Source organism: Pseudomonas sp. Sample_22 (genome assembly GCF_004307635.1).
In the GTDB taxonomy this organism is placed as follows: domain Bacteria; phylum Pseudomonadota; class Gammaproteobacteria; order Pseudomonadales; family Pseudomonadaceae; genus Aquipseudomonas.
The window spans coordinates 126,156-148,256 of record NZ_RCNY01000094.1; the positions used below are offsets into that span (position 1 = coordinate 126,156).

At 62.0% G+C, this 22,101-nt stretch carries 20 protein-coding genes; all 20 read left to right on the forward strand.

All coding sequences use genetic code 11. The features are described from left to right. The first annotated feature begins 78 nt into the window (after positions 1-78). Positions 79-5,907, forward strand: coding sequence for a manganese-oxidizing multicopper oxidase MnxG (gene mnxG, locus D8U73_RS28130; protein WP_130906321.1), 5,829 nt, complete (start codon positions 79-81; stop codon positions 5,905-5,907). 190 nt (positions 5,908-6,097) lie between these two features. Beyond that, complete coding sequence (locus D8U73_RS28135; RefSeq protein WP_130906322.1) at positions 6,098-8,050, forward strand: YncE family protein; 1,953 nt, start codon at positions 6,098-6,100, stop codon at positions 8,048-8,050. A 12-nt stretch (positions 8,051-8,062) separates the two neighbouring features. After that, positions 8,063-8,719, forward strand: coding sequence for an SCO family protein (locus D8U73_RS28140; RefSeq protein WP_130906323.1), 657 nt, complete (start codon positions 8,063-8,065; stop codon positions 8,717-8,719). Further along, on the forward strand, positions 8,716-9,342 hold the full coding sequence (locus D8U73_RS28145; protein WP_056854546.1) for an SCO family protein: 627 nt from the start codon (positions 8,716-8,718) through the stop codon (positions 9,340-9,342). Before D8U73_RS28140 ends, D8U73_RS28145 begins: the two co-directional genes overlap by 4 nt. Positions 9,343-9,351: 9 nt before the next feature. Beyond that, on the forward strand, positions 9,352-10,902 hold the full coding sequence (locus D8U73_RS28150; protein WP_130906324.1) for an ABC transporter substrate-binding protein: 1,551 nt from the start codon (positions 9,352-9,354) through the stop codon (positions 10,900-10,902). Positions 10,903-10,915: 13 nt separating this feature from the next. Continuing rightward, positions 10,916-11,869, forward strand: coding sequence for a peptidylprolyl isomerase (locus D8U73_RS28155; RefSeq protein WP_130906325.1), 954 nt, complete (start codon positions 10,916-10,918; stop codon positions 11,867-11,869). A gap of 221 nt (positions 11,870-12,090) precedes the next feature. Beyond that, complete coding sequence (locus D8U73_RS28160; RefSeq protein WP_082557590.1) at positions 12,091-12,624, forward strand: response regulator; 534 nt, start codon at positions 12,091-12,093, stop codon at positions 12,622-12,624. A gap of 84 nt (positions 12,625-12,708) precedes the next feature. After that, positions 12,709-14,415 (forward strand): GspE/PulE family protein, encoded by a 1,707-nt coding sequence (locus D8U73_RS28165; RefSeq protein ID WP_056854542.1) that lies wholly within the window; start codon positions 12,709-12,711, stop codon positions 14,413-14,415. Continuing rightward, positions 14,396-15,199 (forward strand): hypothetical protein, encoded by an 804-nt coding sequence (locus D8U73_RS28170; protein ID WP_130906326.1) that lies wholly within the window; start codon positions 14,396-14,398, stop codon positions 15,197-15,199. The genes D8U73_RS28165 and D8U73_RS28170 overlap by 20 nt, the downstream gene beginning before the upstream one ends. A gap of 1 nt (position 15,200) precedes the next feature. Further along, positions 15,201-15,746, forward strand: coding sequence for a PilN domain-containing protein (locus D8U73_RS28175; protein WP_130906327.1), 546 nt, complete (start codon positions 15,201-15,203; stop codon positions 15,744-15,746). After that, entirely contained in the window at positions 15,733-16,281 is a 549-nt protein-coding gene (locus D8U73_RS28180) for a GspMb/PilO family protein (protein WP_056854539.1), read from the forward strand. The genes D8U73_RS28175 and D8U73_RS28180 overlap by 14 nt, the downstream gene beginning before the upstream one ends. Further along, positions 16,281-16,790: a hypothetical protein gene (locus D8U73_RS28185; protein WP_130906328.1), complete on the forward strand. Its 510-nt coding sequence runs from the start codon at positions 16,281-16,283 to the stop codon at positions 16,788-16,790. The genes D8U73_RS28180 and D8U73_RS28185 overlap by 1 nt, the downstream gene beginning before the upstream one ends. After that, complete coding sequence (locus tag D8U73_RS28190) at positions 16,787-18,619, forward strand: secretin N-terminal domain-containing protein (RefSeq protein ID WP_056854537.1); 1,833 nt, start codon at positions 16,787-16,789, stop codon at positions 18,617-18,619. The genes D8U73_RS28185 and D8U73_RS28190 overlap by 4 nt, the downstream gene beginning before the upstream one ends. 2 nt (positions 18,620-18,621) lie before the next feature. Beyond that, positions 18,622-19,095: a type II secretion system protein gene (locus tag D8U73_RS28195; RefSeq protein WP_056854536.1), complete on the forward strand. Its 474-nt coding sequence runs from the start codon at positions 18,622-18,624 to the stop codon at positions 19,093-19,095. Between the two features lie 4 nt (positions 19,096-19,099). Beyond that, positions 19,100-19,474: a type II secretion system protein gene (locus D8U73_RS28200; protein ID WP_056854535.1), complete on the forward strand. Its 375-nt coding sequence runs from the start codon at positions 19,100-19,102 to the stop codon at positions 19,472-19,474. After that, positions 19,449-19,988 (forward strand): type II secretion system protein, encoded by a 540-nt coding sequence (locus D8U73_RS28205; protein WP_056854534.1) that lies wholly within the window; start codon positions 19,449-19,451, stop codon positions 19,986-19,988. The genes D8U73_RS28200 and D8U73_RS28205 overlap by 26 nt, the downstream gene beginning before the upstream one ends. After that, positions 19,985-20,374, forward strand: coding sequence for a curli production assembly/transport protein CsgE (gene csgE / locus D8U73_RS28210; protein ID WP_056854533.1), 390 nt, complete (start codon positions 19,985-19,987; stop codon positions 20,372-20,374). The genes D8U73_RS28205 and csgE overlap by 4 nt, the downstream gene beginning before the upstream one ends. Next, the gene (locus D8U73_RS28215; protein ID WP_056854532.1) at positions 20,371-20,790 is read left to right on the forward strand and encodes a curli assembly protein CsgF; all 420 of its coding nucleotides are present in this window, start codon (positions 20,371-20,373) and stop codon (positions 20,788-20,790) included. Before csgE ends, D8U73_RS28215 begins: the two co-directional genes overlap by 4 nt. A gap of 31 nt (positions 20,791-20,821) precedes the next feature. Beyond that, complete coding sequence (locus tag D8U73_RS28220) at positions 20,822-21,694, forward strand: CsgG/HfaB family protein (protein ID WP_056854531.1); 873 nt, start codon at positions 20,822-20,824, stop codon at positions 21,692-21,694. Between the two features lie 196 nt (positions 21,695-21,890). Further along, positions 21,891-22,101 (forward strand): hypothetical protein (locus D8U73_RS29375; protein ID WP_206663030.1); only part of this gene is annotated, 211 nt, incomplete at its 3' end.

Genomic DNA, 22,101 nt, shown 5'->3' on the forward strand with positions numbered 1-22,101 from the left:
TTTTTATGGCATGCAGATTGCTGAAGGGGATTTGTCGAGAACTATTCCCTGTGAGCACCCACAGTGAGGCCCGAGATCATGTCCGGCATTTACCGCGTTCCACACATAATTCCCTGGTTGCTGTTGCTCGCTTCGATGCTGGGCATCGAGTTTGCCGAAGCGGCTGCGCGCTGTGAACGTAACCTGGTGGCCAACGTCGTGGCGCTGGACCAGCCCCTGATGTTCAACCGCCTGGGAGCGCAAAACGTCAATGGCATGATGTTCGCCCTGCGTCGCGATGTGGTCGATGACCATGACGTTTCATTGGCCCAGGGCGGCGCGGCGGTGCCGGGCAAGGTTTCATTGCGGCCTGACAAACGCCCGCGTCCGCTGGTATTGCGGGTCGCCGCCGGTGACTGCCTGACCATCAATCTGCAAAACCTGCTGGCCTATCAGGCCAACCCCGGTTCTCACGAAAGTGGCGAGGGCGAGGAAGAAGAGGGCAGCGGGAATCCTGGCAACACCGATCAATTCAAAGTCGACGAACAGGTCGCCGACCGCCATGTGGGCTTTCAGGTCAATGGCATGCAGGCGGTCAACAGCATTGATGACATCGCCTCTTTCACCGGGCGCAACGCCAACACCCTGATCGCGCCCGGCGCTACCCGCTCCTATACCTTGTACGCCGAGCGTGAAGGGGTGTTCGCGGCCAGTAGCCGTGGCGCGACCTTCGGTGGTGAGGGCGCGGCCGGCAACGTCGCCAATGGTCTGTTCGGTCAAGTGGTCGTGGTACCCAAGGGCGGTCGCACCTATCGCAATACCGTGACTGAAGAAGAGATGCGCCTGGCCAGTACCGGGCGCACCCCGACCGGCCAGCCGATCGTCGACTACCAGGCACGCTACCCGCAGCGCGAGCCGTGGATCCGTGAAGGCAAGGCCGGCACACCGATCATCAATATGGTCGACGGTAATGAAATCATTTCCAGCGAGAGCGACGCGATCGTGATGGGCAGCAACGCCGATGGCAGTTTCCCGCCCTCGACCTATGCGCTGGAGGCCGTTGGCAAGCGCAACCCGGCGATCCCCAACCGACTGGAGCCGTTCCGCGATTTTGCTTCGCAATTCCAGGATGAAACCGCCGCGACCCAGGCCTTTCCCGCTTACTGGGCCGACCCGGTGATGGCCCACGTGCTGGAGCCGACCCGCGATTCGTTCATGATCAACTATGGTTCCGGTGGCATGGGGGCTGAAGTCGTGGCGAACCGTCTGGGTGTCGGGCCGATGCATGATTGCCTGTCCTGTGCCTATGAAGAATTCTTCCTCAGCTCCCACACCGTGGGCGACGTGGCCATGCTGGTGGACGTTCCGGCCAACGCCGGCCTGGAAGGCATCACCCCCGGTCAAACACCGAACGCCGATCAGATCGGGGTCAAGGCCACCATGGCGCTGTACCCGTCCGAGCCATCCAACGTCAACCACAGCTACATCGGTGACTTCGTCAAATTCCGCAACACCCACAATGGCCACGAGCAGCACATTTTCCACCTGCACGGGCATCAGTGGCTGTTCAACCCCAATGACGACAACTCGGACTACGTGGATGCCCAGGGCATCGGCCCAGGTGCCGGCTACACCTATGAGATCGCCAACGGCGGTTCGGGCAACCGTAACCGGGTCGCAGGCGATGCGATTTATCACTGCCACTTCTACCCGCACTTTGCTCAGGGCATGTGGGCCATGTGGCGCGTGCATGACGTGTTTGAAGAGGGCACCAAACTCGAAGTGTCGCAACAAGGCGACGATGGTTTCCACAGCGAACCCTACGCCCTGCGCAGCGGCAAACCTGCGGCAGGTGCACGGGCCTTGCCCGATGGTGAAATCGTTGCCGGCACGCCAATCCCGGCCGTGGTGCCACTGCCCGGCAAAGCCATGGCGCCGATGCCCGGCAAAGTCGCGGTTGTGCCGAAAATCGGCGAAACCCTGGTGGCCGCCAACGATGACGACGATGAAGAAGCGGACGACGACGGCGAGCATCACGGCGGTAGCGGCGGCGCGCAAGCCATCGGTTCGCTGGCGCTGGTCGATCGCAGCGAAGCCAACCGCAACCCTGATGGCACCCTGAAAAATCCTGGCTATCCGTTCTGGATCGGCGGCATGGAAAGCTCGGTCGGCCAACGCCCGCCGACTCCGCCGCTGGACATGCTCGACGCCGCCACGGCACAGAGCCTGAAGTCTTCGGGCAATGCCTTGTGGGCCAACCTCGACCCTAATCAGTCCGGTGGCTGGGACGGTGGCCTGGGACGTCATTCGCTGGACGGTTTTTCCGCTGGCGGCGAGGCTGAGACCGTGACTACATCCCTGGATTTCTCCAAGGAAGTCAAACGTGCCAAACCGCTGTACTTGCCAGAAGAGGGCACGGAAGTCGAACAGGCAGCCATGGCCTTCCATGCGAAAAAAGACCACCCAAGCTACGCCTTGCTGCCGGGCAACCAGATCGTGGCGCGTAATTTCCGCACCAACGGCGCTTTGCCGGTGGCCGGCGCGCCGTACTACGAACCCTGCATGGATGACCGGCAAAAACGCCTGACCAGCAGCGCCGGCACCGGTGAGTTCGCCAGTGGCGAGCGCCTCGACGGCATGTCCTTCATCGGCGCCTCGACGTTTACTGCCGATCGTCCTCGGGTCTACAAAGCGGCGAACATCCAGTTCGACGCGGTGTACAACAAGGTCGGCTATCACTTCCCGCAAGCGCGCATCCTGGCGCTGTGGGAAGACGCCTGGCCGGTGATCACCAAGCAGCGTCCGCCAGAGCCTCTGGTGATGCGCATGAACACCTTCGACTGCGTGCAGTACCAGCAAACCAACCTGGTGCCGGCTGTCTACGAGATGGACGATTATCAAGTGCGCACGCCGACCGACGTGATCGGCCAGCACATTCACTTGCCCAAGTGGGACCTGACCGCCGCAGACGGCTCGGCCAACGGCTGGAACTACGAGGACGGCGTACTTTCCCCTGGCGCCGTGCAGGAGCGCATCCTCGCCATCCGTGAGTTCAACCAGTGCGAAGGCACCGATCCGCGTGACGGCACCCCGGCGTGTCCGAAAGCCAAGAACCACCCGTTCTTCGGCCAATTCGGCCGGGCCGACTGGGTGGGAGCGCGGACGGCCATGCAACGCTGGTTTGTCGACCCCGTGGTCAACGCCAAGGGCGTCGACCGTGGCCTGGGCACCATCTTCACCCACGACCACCTCGGCCCATCGACGCACCAGCAAATTGGCCTGTACGCCACCGTGCTCGCTGAACCGGCAGGCTCGACCTGGTTCCATGCTGAAACCGGCGAGCCGTTGTACAGCGGTGCGCGGCAGGACGGCGGGCCGACATCATGGCAAGCGGTAATCTCGACCGGCGACCTGGACGGCGACGGCAAGAACGACAGCTTCCGTGAGTTCTTCCTCGAGTACAGCGACTTCCAGCACGCCTATGAAGCCGGTGTCTACGTGGGCGCCGGGCCGGACGGTAAACCGGATGCGCAAAGCTTCCCGGCCACCGCCGACAGCTTCCGCTACGCGATCAACCCGCCTGTGCGCAACAACGCCAGCACCCTGCTGGACGGCATTATCGAAGTGCAGGGTGGAATGGTGCCTGGCTGCCCGAGCCGGCCATGCCCACAAGCGATCTCGGTGGATGACCCGGGCATGTTCGTGGTCAATTACCGCAACGAACCGCTGGCCCTGCGGGTGTACGACCCGAACAAGGTCGGCCCTGACGGCAAGCGCGGCATGCAGGCCGACGGCCTCGGCGGCGACCTGGCGTACGCCATGCAAAGCCGTACCGACCGTGCGATCCCGGCGATGAACCTGGCACCGAACCTGATCACCGCAGCCACCGGCCCGACGGGCGGCACCACGCTGTTCCCGCCGCACATCAACAAGGGCGGTGCCGAGCCTGGCGATCCGTTCACCCCGATGCTGCGGACCTACACCGGCGACAACGTGCGGCTGCGGGTGCATGCCGGCGGTCACGAAGAGGAGCACAACGTCACCCTGCACGGCGTGAAGTGGTTGCAGAGCGGCTCCGGTTTCGGCACCAGCTCCAACTCCGGCTGGCGCGCGTCGCAGATGATCGGTATCTCCGAGCAAATGGGCTTCATTGCGCCGGTATCGATGCTGTCCAGTTCGGCGGCCACCACGGGTGATTACCTGTACTCGATGGATGCGTCGATCGAAGGCTACTGGAGCGGGATCTGGGGCGTGATGCGCAACTACACGGCGCAACGCAACGATCTGTTCCCGTTGCCGAACAATGCGAAACCGACCGGCATGCGCAACACCGTGGCGTTCGAGGGTATCTGCCCACGCTATGGCGCCAACCCCAATGGCATTGGCACTCGGCCAACCCCGCAACGCAACTATGAAGTGGTTGCGGCGCTGGCCAACGACATTCTCACCAATCCGTTGGGCTTGACCATCGGTGATCCGGCGGGGCTCGGCCAACATGTCGGCGGGCCGTTGAATCCGGCGGGCGGCACCCTGGTGTTCAACTCGCGGCCGGTGAGCATTCCTCAAGTCACCGTGGTCGACCCCGAAGATGGTGAAACGATCACCATCGGCGGGCAAAGTGGGCCGCTGCATGACCCGACCGCGATCCTTTACGTGCGCAAGGCTGACCTCGACCCAACCACTGGCAAGCTCAAACCCGGTGTGCCTGTCGAACCCCTTGTGCTGCGCGCAGCGGCCGGTGACTGCATCAACATCACCCTGGAAAACCGTCTGCCAAGCGTCATGCCGGACCTGACCCAGACCGCAGTGATGCAAGGTATGGTCAAACGGGATCGCAACAGCGGCACCGGTTCGACCACCTTCAGCAACAACCTGATGCGGCCGTCGAGCCACGTGGGTCTGCACGCGCAGTTGCTGGCGTACGACATCACCAAATCCGATGGCACCAACGTCGGCGCCAACCCGACCCAGACCGTGCCGCCGCGTGTCGGCAGCAGCGGTGTCTACCCGACCCGTACCTATCAGTACTACGCCGGGCACCTGGAGCGTGAAGGCAAACCGATCACTCAACTGGGGCGCAATGTCGACAACATCAACGCCACGGCGGTGGAGTTCGGCGGGTTGAATTTCACCCCGGCGGATGTGATCAAGCAGTCGCAAAAAGGCTTGGCCGCTGCGATGAGCATCCTGCCGATGGGCGCCACCTGGGTTGACGACACGCGCAAAGTGAATGCGACGGTTACAGCGCCAGGGCAAACCACCTACCGTGACTTTGCGATGGTCTGGCAGAAAGCCTTGAACACTCGCTGGGCCAACGGTCGGCCGGTGGAGGGGATTGCTGCAGAAGGGTTCGGCGTACCGACCGATCCGCAGGACAACTCCAGCATGGCCATCAACTACAAGACCGAACCGATGTGGTACCGCTTCGGCCTGGCCCCGGATGCACCGTTCGGGCATGCCGATGGTGCGGGCTACGGCGACATGGTGAATGCGCACATGGCGTACAGCAATGCGCTGGTGGGCGGTGATCCGCAAACGCCGGTGCTGTACGCCAAGCCGGGGCAGCCGTTCCGCACGCACATCCTGATGCCTACCGGCGGCAGTCGCGGCACGACGTTCCAGCTTGACGGTCACGTCTGGTCGACCAACCCGTTCCTGTCGGAGAAGAGCGATACCGGTGGCTATCCAATGGGCACTCCAGGCGTGGGGTCGGTGAAGTTCGGCTACAACCCGATGTCGATGTACATCGGCGCCCGCGAGAGCGTGCTGCCGGCAGCCCACTTCAGCTTCATGTTGCCGAGCGCCGGGGGCGTCAATGCGATACCGGGTGACTACCTGTTCCGCGACTACGGTGCCTATGGCAACACGTCCGGGTTGTGGGGGTTGTTGCGGGTAACCAACGAGCCGGAGCCGGCGCCTGCGCCGTGAGCGAGAGAGGGAGCAAGAAATGACAACCTGTGGCGAGGGAGCTTGCTCCCGCTTGAGTGCAAAGCACTCACAAAATCTGCATTGACTGCAAACGTTTTGGGGCCGCTGCGCAGCCCGGCGGGAGCAAGCTCCCTCGCCACAAGGGTAGGTAGGCTGGATAGGCAGACAAGGATCTGAAGGGGAGTTTGTCATGAGCAGGACCATCATGTTGGCCAGTTGTGCGCTCGCTGTCGCAGGGGCATTGATCTGGTTCGGGGTATCGCGCACGACGCCACCGACCCTGCTCAGCGAAGTGGCGCTGCCCGATACCTGGACCGGCCAGACGCTTGAGCGAGACGGCGTCTCGGTGGCCTTGCAGGTACGGCCGCTGGCCGATGATGGCGTATTGCGTGAGGGTGAGTTCGCCGACGTGCAATTTCGCGTGACCGACAAGGCTTCCGGCCAACCGCTTTCGGGCGTCGCCCCCGGTGCCTGGCTGGACCCGGAAGCCGTGGCCGCCGACAAGGCCCAGGGCCGCGATCAGAGCTGCAAGGCCCGGGTCGGTGTGTTCCTCAAGTCGAACATCGGCGCGCGACCACTGCTCGACCTCAACAGCTACTTCCTGTTGGTGATGAACCGCGACGCCAGCGTTTCGGTGGTCGATCCGTCGGTGTCGGTGGGCGGCATCACCAGTACCATGGCCCGCATTGATATCAAGCAACCGCCGATGGACTGGGTCACCCCCCGGGACAACAAGCGGGTGTTTGTCTCGATGCCGGCCGCCAGTGAAGTCGCAGTGATCGACAGCGAACGATTCAAAGTGGTCGACTCAGTCGCGGCCGGCAGCAACCCGGTGCGCGTGGCCCTGCAACCGGACGAGCGCCTGCTGTGGGTCGGCAACAATGCCAAGGATGCGGAGCAATCCGGGGTCACGGTGATCGATACCCTCAGCCTCAAGACCCTCAAGCATTTGCCCACCGGTGGCGGCCATCATGAAATCGCCTTCAGCAAGGACAGTCGCTTTGCGTTCGTCACCAACCGCGACGACGGCACCGTCAGCATTATCGACATCGCCAGCCTGAGCATCATCAAACAGCTCAAGACCGGCTCGCACCCGTTGTCGGTGGTGTATTCGCCGCTGTCCGGCGCAGCCTATGTCGCCGATGGCAAGGACGGCACGGTGACTGTGGTCGATGCCAGCAGCCAGTCGGTGCGCCGGGTGATCAAGCTGAAGCAGGGGCTCGGCCCTATGGGTTTCAGCGCGGATGGCCGTTTCGGCATCGTGCTCAACACCCTGGAGAACCAGGCCTCGGTGATCGATGCGGCCAACGACGCGCTGATCCATGAAATGGATGTATCCGCCGAGCCCTATCAAGTGGTGTTCACCAAGGCCTACGCCTATATCCGCGGACTGGCTTCGCCGAAGGTGACGATGATCAACCTGGCGTCCCTGGGCGAAGGCCGCAAGCCGATCACCCAGGGTTTCGAAGCCGGACCGCAGCCGCCACGGCTGGCCGGTGACCTGCCACTGGCGTCGAGCCTGGCGGTGTCGCGGGACGACAACGCGGTGTTTGTGGTCAACCCGACCGACAACACCACGTACTTCTACGCCGAAGGCATGAACGCACCGATGTCCGGCTACCCCAACCGCGGGCAAGTGGCGCGGGCGGCGATGGTCATTGACCGCAGCCTGCGCGAAGTCGAGCCGGGGCTGTACAGCGCGCGGATCCAGTTGCCAGCGGCAGGGCGCTTCGACGTGGCGTTCCTGCTCAATCAGCCGAACATCATCCATTGCTTCAACACCGTCGTGCAGGCCAACCCGGCGCTCACTCAATCAATGGGCGCCGCGAAGGTGGAGTTCCTGCTCGACAAAACCACTGCCGCACTGGGTAGCCCCTACGTTGTGCGTTTTCGCATCGTCGAAGGCAAGCAGAAGGCACTTCGCAGTGGGGTAAAGGACGTGCAGGTGCGCTATTTCCTGGCGCCTTCGTCCCGGCCCGAGACGGTCGCGGCACTGGATGTCGGCAACGGGGTTTATGAAGCCCCGGTGACTCTCGACCACAACGGTGCGTGGTACCTGCACGTGCGTGCAGCGTCGCTGGGGGCGAATTTCGGCGACCAGACATTTGCCAGTGTTCGGGTGATCCCCGGCGAAGCTCATTGAGAGGACATCGACATGAACCGATTAGCTCAACATGGATTGCTGACACTCTGCCTGATGGCCGTCGGTATTGGCCACGCCCTGGCGCACTCGGCCGATGAACACGCCGGTCACGACATGGCGGCCAAAAGCGCCAGCTCGGAACGCGCCCAGGTCAAGTTCGCCGACGTGGCGCTGGTGGACCAGAACGGCAAGACCGTGCGCCTGGAAAAAGACCTGGTCGACAACAAGATCGTGGTCATGAGTTTCATCTACACCAGCTGCACCACAGTTTGCCCGGTGGTGTCCTCGATCATGGGCAAGGTGCAGAAACAGCTCGGGGCGCGGGTCGGCACCGAAGTTCAATTGGTGTCGATCAGCATCGACCCGCAACGCGACGATGCCAAACGCCTGAACGACTACGCCCGTACGTTCCAGAAGGGCCCCGGCTGGAGTTGGCTGACCGGCTCACCGCAATCAGTCAACGACACGCTCAAGGGCCTGGGCTCGTTCAGCGGCGACTTCAAGAATCACCAACCCTTGATCCTTGTGGGTGACGGCAACAGTCGCCACTGGACCCGCTATTACGGCTTCACCGATCCGGCAGTGTTGAGCCGTGAAGTCGAGAAACTCAGCGGCGAGCGCAACGCTCATGCCAAACATACCGCCATCGCCATGGAGCACCAGCCATGAGAGCGTTCGTCTTGATGGTCCTGACCGCCTGCTTTTGCATGAGCAGTATCCCGGCGTTTTCCCATGAGGGGCATGAGCAACCGGAACCGGCAAGCGCGACAGCCGCGGCGCCGCCGGCGAGTGGCACAAGGGACGCAAAAACCTGGTTCACCGACACGCCGTTGCAGGACCAGAACGGCAACACACTGCGGTTCTACAGCGACGCCCTGCAAAACCGCGTGGTGCTGCTCAATGTGATTTTCACCAGTTGCAACGATGCCTGCCCGTTGATTACCCAAAAGCTCAAGGAAGTACGCGAAGTGCTGGGCGACAAGGCGGACGGCATTACCTTCATCTCCCTTACCAGTGATCCGCTGCGCGATACACCGGCGGTACTCAAGGCTTACACCTTGAAGCAGGGCGTCGATGGGCCCCACTGGCTTTTTCTTACCGGCGACAAAGCGCAAATGGACCTCGTTCTGGGACGCATCGGCCAGGTCATACCGAGCCCCGAGCAGCACTCCACCCAATTGATCGTCGGCGATGTGGCCAACAAACGCTGGAGTAAAATCCGTCCTGATGCCCCGGCCGCCGCCATTGCCCAGCGTTTGCAGTTGCTGACAATGCCCGTGGCTGGCCGTTGAGCCTGCGCCATGAAAAACGCCCTCATCCTCGGCCTGTTCATCCTCAGTGGCCTCAGTTGCGCCGCCCACGCGTTGCCGCTGAGCCCGAGTGAAAGTGCGGGCAAGCGCTTGTACCGCGAGGGTGTGTCGGCGAGCGGTGAGCCGATCATGGCCAGGGTCGGCGCTTCCGGCGTGTTGTTGCCGGCCAGCAGCCTGCCGTGCGCCAATTGCCACGGCAGCGATGGACTGGGGCGACCTGAAGGCGGAGTACGGCCGCCGGACCTCAGCTGGTCGCGGCTGACCAGTACTTATGGCCAGCAGCAGGTCAACGGCCGCGCTTACCCGGCGTATACCGAAGGGACATTGACCCGGGCGATCCAGGAAGGGCGAGACCCGGGCAATAATCGGCTGGACCCGGCGATGCCGCGGTTCGTGCTGTCGATGAATGACCAACGCAACCTCACGGCGTACCTCAAGCGCCTGGCCGATGATCGTGATCCGGGACTGAGCCCGGACAGTCTGCATCTTGGCACCTTGCTGCCCAGCACCGGAGCCTTGAGCGAGGAGGGTGCCACAGTGGCGGCGGTGCTGCGCGGCAGTGTCGCGCGGATCAACGAAGCCGGCGGGATCCACGGCCGACAGTTACGCCTGACCATTCTCGATCCAGGACCGGACCGTGCCAGTGCCGAGCAGGCGCTGGACCAATTGATCGAGCAGGAACAGGTCTTCGCCCTGATTGCACCGCTGGTGCCAGCGCTGGACAGTGAGCTGGTGCCGCGCCTGGAACAGGCCGGTGTGCCGCTGATAGGACCCCTGTCTTTGCAAGGCTCGGCCCAGATCAGCCGGCAAATCTTCGAGCCTCTGCCGGGGCTGCGTGAACAGATGATCGCCCTGGCCAACTATGCCGCCGCCAGTTTGCGGGTGCTGCAAGGCCCGACGCTGATCGCCTATCCGGACGAACCCGGTCAGCGTCTGGCAGCGGAAAAACTCGCGCAATACCTGCAAGACAACGCCTGGCAGAAAGTGCGTCTGCAACCCTACGAATCGGCCCAGGACGAGTTGCCCCTGGGCTCACGTTCGGTGTTTTACCTGGGCAGCAGCGGCGGTTTCAGTCGGCTGGCCGAGCGCCTGCAAACAGCGGGGCAGGTGCCTTACCTGTTCGCCGCGTCGAACCAGGTCGCGGGTGACTTGTTGCAAGTGCCCAGCGGTTTTTCCCGGCGGGTATTCCTGGCCTATCCATTCGTGCCCAGCGACTGGACGATTGCCGGCCGTTTGGCTCTGACCCAGTTGCGCGAACGGCAGAAGCTCGGTGGTGAACACGCGGTCATGCAGGTCGGCGCCTTCAGCTCGATGCTGTTGCTCAGCGAAGGCATGAAGCAGGCCGGGCGCGATGCCAGCCGCGAGAAACTGGTCAGCGCCCTGGAAGGCCTGCATGACTTCGATACCGGTCTGACCCCGCTGATCAGCTTTGGACCGGGTCGCCGCCTGGGCCTGAGCGGCGCCCATATCGTCACCGTGGATCTGCCCGACCAGCGCTTTTATCTGGTTGCACCGTACAAACCCATCGCCGCCATGCCCTGACCGGAGGCCGAACATGAAACTCAAGACTTTGCTGGTCCTGTTGACGTTATGGGTTCCCACTGCGTTTTGCAGCAATGGTCCGGCCGTGGCACGGGTCAATGGCGAGGAAATTTCCCAGTTGCGCCTGGAGCGTTATTTCGCCGAATACCTGGAAGATCAGGGCCGTGCGCTGGGCAGCATCCGCAATCCCAAGGCCTACAAGCAATTGCGCAAGGCCGCCCTGGATGCCTTGATCGACAAGGAACTGCTCTGGCAGGAGGCCGTCAAGCGCGGCGTAGTGATCAGCGACGCCGCGGTGCAACATCAGGTCGACCAGACGCGTCAGGCCTTCGGTGGTGCCGAGGTGTTCGCCCGACGCCTGGAGGACGCCGGTTTCAATGAGGCGACCTACGTCGAATACACCCGCCGCGAGCTGGCGGCCCAGCAGATGTTTGCTGATCTGACCAAAGTCAGCGAACCGGACGAGAAGGAGGTGCAAGCGTTTTTTGCCGAGCATCGCGCCGAAATGAACCGACCTGAACAAGTGCAGGCCAGGCATATCCTGATCAAAGTGCCTCAGGGTGCGGATGCTTCCACTGTTTCATCTGCGAGACTACGCTTGGAGGCAATGCGTACGCGTATCGCTCAGGGTGAAGATTTCGCCAGCGTCGCCCGGACCGGTTCGCAAGACGCTTCGGCCAGCGATGGCGGTGATCTGGGCTACTTTGCACGCGGTCGCATGCTGCCGGAGTTCGACGCGGCAGCGTTTGCCCTGGCGCCGGGCGCCGTCAGCGAGCCGGTGCGAACGGCGGTGGGATGGCATCTGATTTATGTACAGAACCGAATGGAGGCAGCCGATGTCACACAAGAGCAAGGACTTGACATGGTTCGGGCTTACCTTGCCCGACAGAAACAGGTTCAGGCTCGTCTGCAGGTGCTGGCACAGCTGCGTTCCAGCAATCGAATCGAACGGATTGACGACGATTGAGCATTCCCCAACAGTGGGGAAAAGCATCAATGCACCTGCGTTCGCTTTTCCCCGCTTTTGGGGGGTGGGGTATGTGGACGAACAGGCATTGCTTTTAAATTCAAGGACATGAATTCATAAAATTACCGGCGCTCAGCCTGGCATGAAGTGTGCGTTAGACCTATCAAGGCGCGCACTCCATCAGGCTCGGTATTCGGACCTGCGGTTTCAAGGAGTCCACCTTGTTAAACAAAGTACTGGTTGTTGACGACGAACAACTTCTTGCTGAAAACCTCCAGGGTTACCTGCAGGCGCAGGCGTTGGACGTCCGGATTGCTCACGACGGTGCACATGGAATCGCTGAAGCTGACGATTTTGCACCCGATGTGATGGTGTTCGATTACCGCTTGCCCGATATGGAAGGCTTTCAGGTGCTCGATGCCGTCCGCCATAACAGGAAGTGTCATTTTGTGCTGATCACAGGGCACCCCACCGCAGAAGTTTGCGAACGGGCCCGGCAACTGGGAGTCAGCCACATCCTGTTCAAACCCTTTCCGTTGGCGGAATTGGCCCGGGCAGTGCTGGATCTTCTAGGCAGGGGGCGAGAACCCAGAGCAGGTACGAGCGCTTCCGAAGGATTCGTCGAACGACGCCAGAGCAGGACCGAAAGTTTCCCGCTGCAGTTGTACGACGGTAGTTGGGTGCTAGCTGATCGCCGACGAAGTTCCTCGGCCGCCACAGCGCCAGACGACGAACAATTGCTCACCGGGGAGTAGTGGCGCGACAAGACGTTCCGGCCCCCGCCGAAAATGCTCGCCGCGCCGACAGGGCTCAAAGCCCCGGGCGTTGGAGAGCAAGCCATGGACCGTCTATCACTTGTCGTCGATGCTGCGCCGCTGGACTGTGTACCGACCCGGTTTACCAGTGAGCAATTGGCCCAGGCGCGTGTTCTGGCTGCCGCTTCCGGCGAACGCATGCTCGATGCCCTTGGGCAACTGTCCGAACTGGCCCCGATGCCTTTCATCCAATGCCTCGGCGCCACCTTGCATTATCCGGTGCTCGACACCGACAGCCTGTTTCAATCCAAGCCGGTGTTCGACCGGGTCACCCTGGCTCAATGCCTCAAGCGCGAATTCACCCTGCTGCATTACGACGACGCAGTCATCGGCGTGTTTGCCGACCCGTTCGACAGCGCGCGCCTGGCCTGGATCGACGACTGCCTGCATGGCGCGGCTCTGTACCTGGTGCATGCCGATGACCTGAAAGCCTACCTGGCGCGCCACGAGGAGAGTTTCCACGCGGTGGAATCGCTCAACGCCCAGAGCGACACCGGCGCCGAAATCGATAACCTGCAAAGCCTGTCCCTGACCAGCATCAGCGAAGACTCCAGTGTGGTGGTCAAGCTGGTCAACTCGACCCTGTACGACGCGCTGAAAATGCACGCCAGCGATATCCACCTGGGCACCACCGGCAGCGGTCTGGTGATCAAGTACCGCATCGACGGCGTGTTGAACAACATCAGCAAAATCCAGGGCAATGAGTTTGCCGAACAGGTGATCTCCCGGGTCAAGGTCATGGCCGAGCTGGACATCGGTGAAAAACGCGTGCCCCAGGACGGTCGCTTCAAGATTGGCATCAGTGGCCGGCAGATCGACTTTCGGGTGTCGATCATGCCCAGCATTTTCGGTGAAGACGCCGTGCTGCGGGTGCTCGACAAACAGGATCTGGCCGACAAAGTCTGCGGCGTGCAGCTGCAAGCCTTGGGCTTCGAAGAAGAAACCCTGCGCCAACTGCGCCGCCTCGCCGCCGAGCCCTACGGCATGGTGCTGGTCACCGGCCCCACCGGCAGCGGCAAGACCACCACGCTGTACGCGATGATCACCGAGATCAACCACGGCGTGGACAAGATCATCACCATCGAAGACCCGGTCGAGTACCAACTGCCGGGCGTGCTGCAAATTCCGGTCAACGAAAAGAAAGGCCTGACCTTCGCCCGCGGCCTGCGCTCGATCCTGCGTCACGACCCGGACAAGATCATGGTCGGTGAAATCCGCGACCCGGATACCGCGCAGATCGCCGTGCAATCGGCACTCACCGGGCACCTGGTGTTCACCACCATTCACGCCAACAACGTATTCGACGTGATCGGTCGTTTCACCCAAATGGAAATCGATCCCTACAGCCTCGTCAGTGCCCTCAATGCGGTGTTGGCCCAGCGCTTGATTCGCCTGGTCTGCACCAGTTGCAGCAGCGCGTATGTGCCGAGCGAAGAAGAGCTGGAGACCTCGGGTCTCGATCCACAGCAGGTCGCTCACTACCAGTTCGTCCACGGCAAGGGTTGCGGTCACTGCCGCGGCACCGGTTACCGCGGGCGTAGTGCAATTGCCGAACTGCTGCACCTGGACGACGAACTGCGGCAGATGATCGTCGAGCGCCAACCCATTGCGAAAATCAAGGCGCATGCCTGCAAACGTGGCTTGCGCCTGTTGCGCGAGTCAGCCCTGGAACTGGTGCAACAAGGCCGAACCACGCTCGAGGAGATCAATCGTGTCACTTTTATCTCGTGAGCGTTATGTCGCCGTGCTCGGCGCCAGTGGTGTCGGCCTCGGCCAGCGGCGGGGCAATGAAACCCTGTGGCTTGGCAGCATTGGCTACATCGATGAAGGTTTCCTTGCCTGGGCCGTGGCCCTGGAAACCCTCGACCGTCTGCTGGGTGAACACACCCGTGCCGGTGCGGAGTTGGCCGTGGTGGTTTCCGGGCACTTCAGCCGTTTTTGCCTGGTGCCCTGGAGCGAGCAGATCAGCAGCCCCGATGAGCTGCGCGGATTTGCCCAGCTGTGTTTCGAAGACCTCTATGGCGCGCCGAGCCAGCCCTGGAGCCTGGTGCTCTCGGCGGAACCGGCCGGCTACGACCGCATCGCAACCGCGCTGCCACAAGACTTGCTGGAGCGCCTGCGGACGCTGGCCAGTGGCCGCGGTCTGCGTCTGCGCTCGGTACAGCCATACCTGATGGCGGCGTTCAACCGCTTCGATAAGAGCTTCGATGCCGGCGACTTCCTGTTTGTCGTCGCCGAGCCGGTGCGCAGCGTGATGCTGCTGGCCCGCGAAGGTCGCTGGACGGCGGTGCGTTCGGTGGGCAGCAGCGACAGCGATGCGGCACTGACCGCGCTGATTGGCCGCGAAAGCCAATTGCAGGCCTGCGCCAGCGAACGGCCACTGAATGTCTACCTGCACGCACCGGCTCGCATCGACTCGCATCCCGACGTGCCCGGTGTGCACTTGCGCACCCTTGAAGAGGACCGGACTGCCGTACGCGATTGCCTGTACGTCATGTCCCGGGCGGTGGCCTGACATGCGCCCGCTGATGCTCGACTTTCAACCGCGCCGCCGTTCGAGCCTTCTGGGCTGGAGCCTGCTGGCCGGGGGCGTGGTGCTGGCGCTGAGCTGCATACTGATTCAGCAACACCTGAGCGGGGAGGCCGAGCAACAGCAGGGTCATTTGCAAACCGCACAACGTGTGCTCACCGGCGACACCGGCGGCAAGGTCAGCCTGACCCCGGCCGAAACCCGCGAACAGGCGCAAAACCTGGCCGAGATGCGCAAGGTTTCGCAGCAATTGCGCCGCCCATGGGAACGCCTGTTCGCCACGCTCGAATCGATGCCCCGCGACAACATCGCCTTGCTGACCCTGACCCCGGACGCCCGCAAAGGCCAGGTCAGGATCAGCGCCGAGGCGCGGGACCTGGACGCGATGCTCGACTTCCACCGCCGCCTCGAAGCCAGCGACGAGCTGTCCGATGTGTCGCTGCTCAGCCACGAAATCGTCGCCAACGTGCCGGAGCACCCGGTGCAATTCAACCTGTCGGCTACCTGGGAGATTGGCGATGCAAATCCCTAGATTGATCGTCCACGAATACCTGCAAAGCCTGGGCGCGCCGGGCCTGGCGGGACTTGGCTTGCTGGTGGTGGCACTGACCTGGGGCCTGGCCGGTTTGCTGCCGGACTGGCAGTCACTGCAGCACCTGAGCCAGCAGACCCGGGAAGCCAGTGAATATCTGGCCAAGGTCGAGGAGGGCAGCGTGGCCGCGCCGGTGGTGCCGCAGCGTCAGCTCGATGATTTCCGCAGCAAGTTGCCCTCCCAGCCGCAGGCTACCGTCGCCATCGACAAGATCTACGCGTTGGCCACCGTGGAACGCATCACCCTGGCCCGTGGCGAATACTCGCTGGGCATCGATCCGAAAACCCACCTGGCGCGCTATCAGATTCTGCTGCCGGTGCGTGGCAGCTACCCGCAATTGCGGCGCTTCCTGCACGCCTTGCTGGGGCAGTTGCCGGCGGTGGTCATCGAAGACGTGGAGTTCCAGCGCAAGAAGATCGCCGACACCGACCTCACTGGTCGGATCCGCATGACCCTTTACCTGTCGAGGTCATGATGAACAACAAGCGCGTGGTGGGTTGGGTGGCCTTTCTCGGTGTCGCCGCGGCACTGACCTGGTTGCCCGAGTATTTCAAGCAGGCTGACGACAGTGACGTGGAAGTCGCCGCTGTTGCCACACCTGCCAAAGGCAAGGCGTCGTCTACGGCAAAAGCCTCCGCCGCGCCTGCGCCGATCAAGGACCTGAGCCCGGCCGGCGACCTGTTTGCCGCCCGCAGCTGGAAGGCTGCTCCATCACTGGCCAGTGTCACCGAAAAACCCGTCACCGTTGCTCCGGTCGTGCAGGCCCCCACTGCACCGCCGATGCCTTTCCAGTTCATTGGCCGGATGGATGATCGCACTGACCTGCAAGTGTTTTTGCAGAACGGCGAAAAAATCTACGTCGTGCGCAAGGGGGATGTGATCGACGACACATGGAAGATCGAGGGGATTTCCGATCTGGAACTGAGCCTGGTCTATTTGCCTCTGCATTTGTCCCAGACTTTGTCTGTGGGGAGCGCGCAATGAACAAATCCCGTTTGCTGATGAGCCTTTGCCTCTGTGCAGGGCTGGCCGCGTGCAGTTCGGCGCAGGTTGCCAAGGAGGAAGCCACTGACCTGATCGAACAGGGGCAGTACGAAGCCGGCCTGGCACGGATCGAGGAAGGGTTGCGCGAAAACCCTCGCGACACCGAACTGCACATTGCGCTCAACAGTGCCCGAGCCCGCGCGATCACCGCGTTGTTGACCCAGGCCGACATGGACCGTACGCAACGTGATTTCGCTTCGGCACGCATGGGTTACGGCCGAGTGTTGACCATCGAGCCGAACAACCGTCGCGCCCAGGACGCCCTGCGTCAGCTCGAACACATGCGCAGCCTCGATGAAAAGCTCGAACTGGCCCGCGGCGACCTGCGCCGGGGCGACGTGTACGGGTCCGAGCGCCAGGTGCGGCAGATCCTCGAACTGGACCCGAACAATGAAGGCGCGCTGGAGCTGCAAGGCAATATCCGCCTGGTGCAGAGCCGCAACGTGATTCCTTATCCGCAACTGCGTACTCGCCTCGACAAACCGGTGACCCTGGAATTTCGCGACGCCAACCTGAAGACCATTTTCGAAGTGCTGTCCCAGGTGGCCGGTTTGAATTTCATCTTCGACAAAGACCTGCGCCCGGACATGAAAGCGACGATTTTCGTGCGCGACGTGCGTATCGAAGATGCGGTGGAACTGCTGCTGCAACAGAACCAGCTGCATCAGAAAGTGGTGAACGAAAACACCCTGCTGATCTACCCCGACTCACCGCAGAAGCTCAAGGATTACCAAGAGCTGGTGATGCGCACCTTCTACCTGACCAGCATCGATGCCAACACCGCGCTGAACATGATCAAGACCATGCTCAAGACCCGCGACGTGTTCGTCGATGAGCGCCTCAACACCCTGACCATGCGCGACAGCGGCGACGCGATTCGCATGGCTGAGAAACTCCTGCAATCCCAGGATCAGTCGAACCCCGAAGTGGTGCTGGAAGTGGAAGTGATGGAAGTCGCCACCCAGCGCATCCTCGACCTTGGCCTTCAATGGCCGAACACCTTCGGCGTGGTCAACAGCGATGGCTCGGCGGTGACCATTCTCGATCAACTCAAGGGCATCAACTCCAGCCGCATCACGATCTCGCCGTCGCCACAGGCCAAGATCAATGCCCAGGACAAGGACATCAACACCCTGGCCAGCCCGGTCATCCGGGTGAGTAACCGCGAGCAGGCGCGCATCCACATTGGTCAGCGCGTACCAATCATCAGCGCCACGTCGGTGCCGTCGACTCAGGGACCGGTGATCACCGAAAGCGTGACTTACCTCGATGTCGGTTTGAAACTGGAAGTGCAGCCGACCGTGCACCTGAACAACGAAGTGGCGATCAAGGTCGCCCTGGAAGTCAGTAACGCCACACCTCTGGAGCCGACCCGCCAAGGCACGATTCCGGTGCAGGTCGATACCCGTAACGCGCAGACCACGCTGCGCCTGCATGACGGCGAAACCCAGATCCTTGCTGGCCTGATGCGCAACGACCATGGCAGCACCGGCAACAAGATCCCGGGCCTGGGTGACATTCCTGGCCTGGGCCGGCTGTTCGGCAGCAACAAGGATGACGTCAGTAAATCTGAACTGGTGCTGTCGATCACCCCGCGGATCGTGCGCAACCTGCCGTACCAGAGCCCGTCGGACATGGAATTCCCTACCGGCACTGAAACCAGCATGCACATCCAGGCGCCGGATCGTTCGAAGGTCGGAGTCGAAGAGGTTCGCACCCAAGGCATGAGCGCACCGATCGCCACCACCGTTACCGTCGGGAAGCCTTGATCATGAACGCCTCGCAACGCGGTTTTACCCTGATCGAAGTCGTGGTGACGCTGTCCCTGATCGGCCTGCTGGCCGGCATGGCCGCACCGCTGACCGAGACCGTGGTGCGCCGGGGCAAAGAGCAGGAACTGCGTACCGCCCTGTACCAGATCCGCGACGCCATCGATGCCTACAAGCGTGCATTCGATGCCGGCTACATCGAGAAATCGCTGAACAGCAACGGCTACCCGCCGAACCTGCAAGTGCTGGTTGAAGGCGTGCGGGATGTGCGCAGCGCCAAAGGGGCCAAGTTCTATTTCCTGCGGCGCGTGCCCCACGACCCTCTGGCGCCGGTCAAGCGTGACGACGAAGGCGGCTGGGGCTTGCGCTCCTACGACAGCACCGCTGAAAACCCGCGGGACGGGCAGGACGTCTTTGACGTCTACTCCAAGGCCCGCGGCAAAGGCCTCAACGGCATCGCGTACCGGGAGTGGTGAACATATGCGCCGGCAAAAGGGCTTTACCCTACTGGAACTGATGGTGGTCATGGCAATCATCGCGACGCTGATGACCATCGCCTTGCCGCGCTATTTCAACAGCCTGGAGGCCTCGAAAGAGACCACTTTGCGCCAGAGCCTGTCGGCCATGCGCGAGGCGCTGGATCACTACTACGGCGACACCGGGCGTTATCCGGATTCCATCGAACAACTGGTCGAGCAGCGTTATCTGCGCAACTCGCCGATGGACCCGATTGTCGAGCGCAAAGACGCCTGGGTCATGGTTGCCCCCCCGGACGGCGTGGCCGGCGGGGTTGCCGATATCAAAAGTGGTGCCACAGGGAGGGCGCGTGATGGCAGCCTTTATTCCGAGTGGTAAGCCTGCGGCAGAGGACGGTTTCACCTACCTGGGGGTGCTGTTTCTGATCATGGTGATGGGCATGGGCCTGGCCAGTGCCGGCGAGTTGTGGTCCACCGCTTCGCGGCGTGATCGCGAGCGCCAGTTGCTGTGGGTCGGCACCCAGTACGCCCAGGCGCTGCGCAGCTATTACCGCAGTTCGCCTGGCCTGGCACAGTACCCGAAGGAACTCGCCGACCTGCTGCAGGACGAGCGTTTTCCCAATGCCAAACACCACATCCGCCAGCTGTACCCGGACCCGATCGGCGGCGGCGAATGGTTCCTGATGCGCGGTTTCGACGGACGCATCACTGGCATCAGCAGCCCGTCCACGGACAAACCGCTCAAACAGGCGGACTTTCCCAGTCAATGGTCGGATTTCAACGGCATGGCCAGTTACAAGGACTGGCAATTCGTGGCCGAGAAATCCTTCCTCGATGGCACATCCGGCCCGGCCAAGGGCCAGTCGCAACAGCCACAGGCGTTGCAGCCATGAACAGACTCTGCCTGGCCTTGATCCTGGTGTTGAGCACCTCTGCCGCCTCGGCTGGCGAAGAGGACGAAATGCTCGGTTTCATCATCGACGACACGATCTCGCACATCGGCCACGACTTTTACTATTCGTTCAGTGAACGCCTGCGCGCCACCAGCCCGATGGATTTCAACCTGGTGGTTCGCGAACGACCTTCGGCTCGCTGGGGCAGCCTGGTGACCGTGGAATTTCAACAGCGTTTGGTTTATCGGCGTTTCCTGCCGCCGAACACCGTCGAGCTCAAGGACGAGGCCTATGCCGCCGCCGACTGGGTACGCGGGCAGATTGTCCAGCGCAAGCTGGAAACCTTGTTGCAGGACACCACGGACCTTGAGAGGGACGAACTATGAAAATGAAAACGTTCTTGCAGCGCAGTGGCTTGTGCTTGCTCGGCCTCGGCGGTTGCGGCCTGGTCCAGGCCACGGAGTTGGTCTACACACCGATCAATCCATCGTTTGGCGGCAACCCGCTGAACGGCACCTGGCTGCTCAACAACGCCCAGGCGCAAAACGATTATGACGACCCTGACTTGAAGGACCGCGCTGCCCTGACCGGCACCTCGGCCCTGGAACGCTTCAGCAGCCAGTTGCAATCGCGGTTGCTGGGGCAATTGCTGGACAACATCTCCACTGGCAATACGGGGAGCCTGTCCACAGACGCTTTTATCGTCAACGTCCTCGACGACTCGGGGCAACTGACGATTGAAGTAACGGATCGAGCGACCGGTGAAGTGTCGGAAATCAAGGTTAATGGCCTCGCCCCTTGACGGGCATTTGGGCTGACGGGGAGCAACGGACATGAAAAAGTTGATTTTGCTAGGGATGCTGTTGGCAGCACTTCAAGGCTGCAGCCTGCGCGAGCCGATTGGCGCTGAGCAGGACACCGAAACGCCGACCCTGACACCCCGGGCGTCGACCTATTACGATTTGATCAACATGCCGCGACCCAAAGGCCGGTTGATGGCGGTTGTGTATGGTTTCCGTGACCAGACCGGACAATACAAACCGACCCCGGCCAGCTCGTTCTCCACCAGCGTCACCCAGGGGGCGGCGAGCATGTTGATGGACGCCATGCAGGCCAGCGGCTGGTTCGTGGTGCTGGAACGAGAAGGGCTGCAGAACCTGTTGACCGAGCGCAAGATCATCCGCGCATCGCAGAAAAAACCGAACACGCCGGTAAACATCCAGGCTGAACTGCCACCGCTGCAAGCGGCGAACATGATGCTTGAAGGCGGGATCATCGCCTACGACACCAACGTGAAGAGCGGCGGGGAAGGGGCACGCTACCTGGGCATCGATATTTCCCGAGAGTATCGGGTCGACCAGGTCACGGTGAATCTGCGGGCGGTGGACGTGCGCAGCGGGCAGGTGCTGGCCAATGTGATGACCAGCAAGACGATCTACTCCGTTGGGCGCAGCGCCGGCGTGTTCAAGTTCATCGAGTTCAAGAAACTGCTCGAGGCCGAGGTCGGCTACACCACCAACGAACCGGCACAGTTGTGTGTGCTGTCGGCGATTGAAGCGGCGGTGGGGCATTTGCTGGCACAGGGGATCGAACGCAAGATGTGGCAGGTGGCGGGGGACAACTCCGCACCGCCGCAAAATGAGACGCTTGAGCGCTATCTGACCCAGAACAAGGTGACGCCTGAAGGTGAGGGTTCGGACGAGTAAATCGAGGCGGCCTTCGGGCCTTGTTATTGCGGGTGAACCTGGTTTCCTGTGGGAGCTGGCTTGCCAGCGATTGCGGCCTGACAGCCGACCAATCTCTGCCAGTTGCACTCCATCACCTGTAGGAGCACGGCTTGCCGGCGATGGCGTCCTTGAGATCGCCTTCGCGAGCAAGCTTTGCTCCTACAGAGGATCTTCATTGGTCGAAAATCCCGATCACACCGGGATCCTCTGTGGGAGCTGGCTTGCCAGCGATGGCGGCCTGTCAACCAACCTACCCAAGCCAATTGTAGGAGTGAGCCTGCTCGCGATGGCGGCTTCTCATTCAACAGGTGTGTTGACTGATCCACCGCTATCGCGAGCAAGCTTTGCTCCTACAGAGGATCTTCATTGGTCGAAAATCCCGATCA

What these genes read in the sequence shown, in the direction of transcription:
- csgE (WP_056854533.1), top strand. Translation starts at nt 19,985, where the DNA reads ATGAACAGACTCTGCCTGGCCTTGATCCTGGTGTTGAGCACCTCTGCC.
- D8U73_RS28175 (WP_130906327.1), top strand. Translation starts at nt 15,201, where the DNA reads ATGCGCCCGCTGATGCTCGACTTTCAACCGCGCCGCCGTTCGAGCCTT.
- D8U73_RS28140 (WP_130906323.1), top strand. Translation starts at nt 8,063, where the DNA reads ATGAACCGATTAGCTCAACATGGATTGCTGACACTCTGCCTGATGGCC.
- D8U73_RS28205 (WP_056854534.1), top strand. Translation starts at nt 19,449, where the DNA reads ATGGCAGCCTTTATTCCGAGTGGTAAGCCTGCGGCAGAGGACGGTTTC.
- D8U73_RS28215 (WP_056854532.1), top strand. Translation starts at nt 20,371, where the DNA reads ATGAAAATGAAAACGTTCTTGCAGCGCAGTGGCTTGTGCTTGCTCGGC.
- D8U73_RS28190 (WP_056854537.1), top strand. Translation starts at nt 16,787, where the DNA reads ATGAACAAATCCCGTTTGCTGATGAGCCTTTGCCTCTGTGCAGGGCTG.
- mnxG (WP_130906321.1), top strand. Translation starts at nt 79, where the DNA reads ATGTCCGGCATTTACCGCGTTCCACACATAATTCCCTGGTTGCTGTTG.
- D8U73_RS28145 (WP_056854546.1), top strand. Translation starts at nt 8,716, where the DNA reads ATGAGAGCGTTCGTCTTGATGGTCCTGACCGCCTGCTTTTGCATGAGC.
- D8U73_RS28200 (WP_056854535.1), top strand. Translation starts at nt 19,100, where the DNA reads ATGCGCCGGCAAAAGGGCTTTACCCTACTGGAACTGATGGTGGTCATG.
- D8U73_RS28150 (WP_130906324.1), top strand. Translation starts at nt 9,352, where the DNA reads ATGAAAAACGCCCTCATCCTCGGCCTGTTCATCCTCAGTGGCCTCAGT.
- D8U73_RS28165 (WP_056854542.1), top strand. Translation starts at nt 12,709, where the DNA reads ATGGACCGTCTATCACTTGTCGTCGATGCTGCGCCGCTGGACTGTGTA.
- D8U73_RS28220 (WP_056854531.1), top strand. Translation starts at nt 20,822, where the DNA reads ATGAAAAAGTTGATTTTGCTAGGGATGCTGTTGGCAGCACTTCAAGGC.
- D8U73_RS28195 (WP_056854536.1), top strand. Translation starts at nt 18,622, where the DNA reads ATGAACGCCTCGCAACGCGGTTTTACCCTGATCGAAGTCGTGGTGACG.
- D8U73_RS28185 (WP_130906328.1), top strand. Translation starts at nt 16,281, where the DNA reads ATGAACAACAAGCGCGTGGTGGGTTGGGTGGCCTTTCTCGGTGTCGCC.
- D8U73_RS28180 (WP_056854539.1), top strand. Translation starts at nt 15,733, where the DNA reads ATGCAAATCCCTAGATTGATCGTCCACGAATACCTGCAAAGCCTGGGC.
- D8U73_RS28155 (WP_130906325.1), top strand. Translation starts at nt 10,916, where the DNA reads ATGAAACTCAAGACTTTGCTGGTCCTGTTGACGTTATGGGTTCCCACT.
- D8U73_RS28135 (WP_130906322.1), top strand. Translation starts at nt 6,098, where the DNA reads ATGAGCAGGACCATCATGTTGGCCAGTTGTGCGCTCGCTGTCGCAGGG.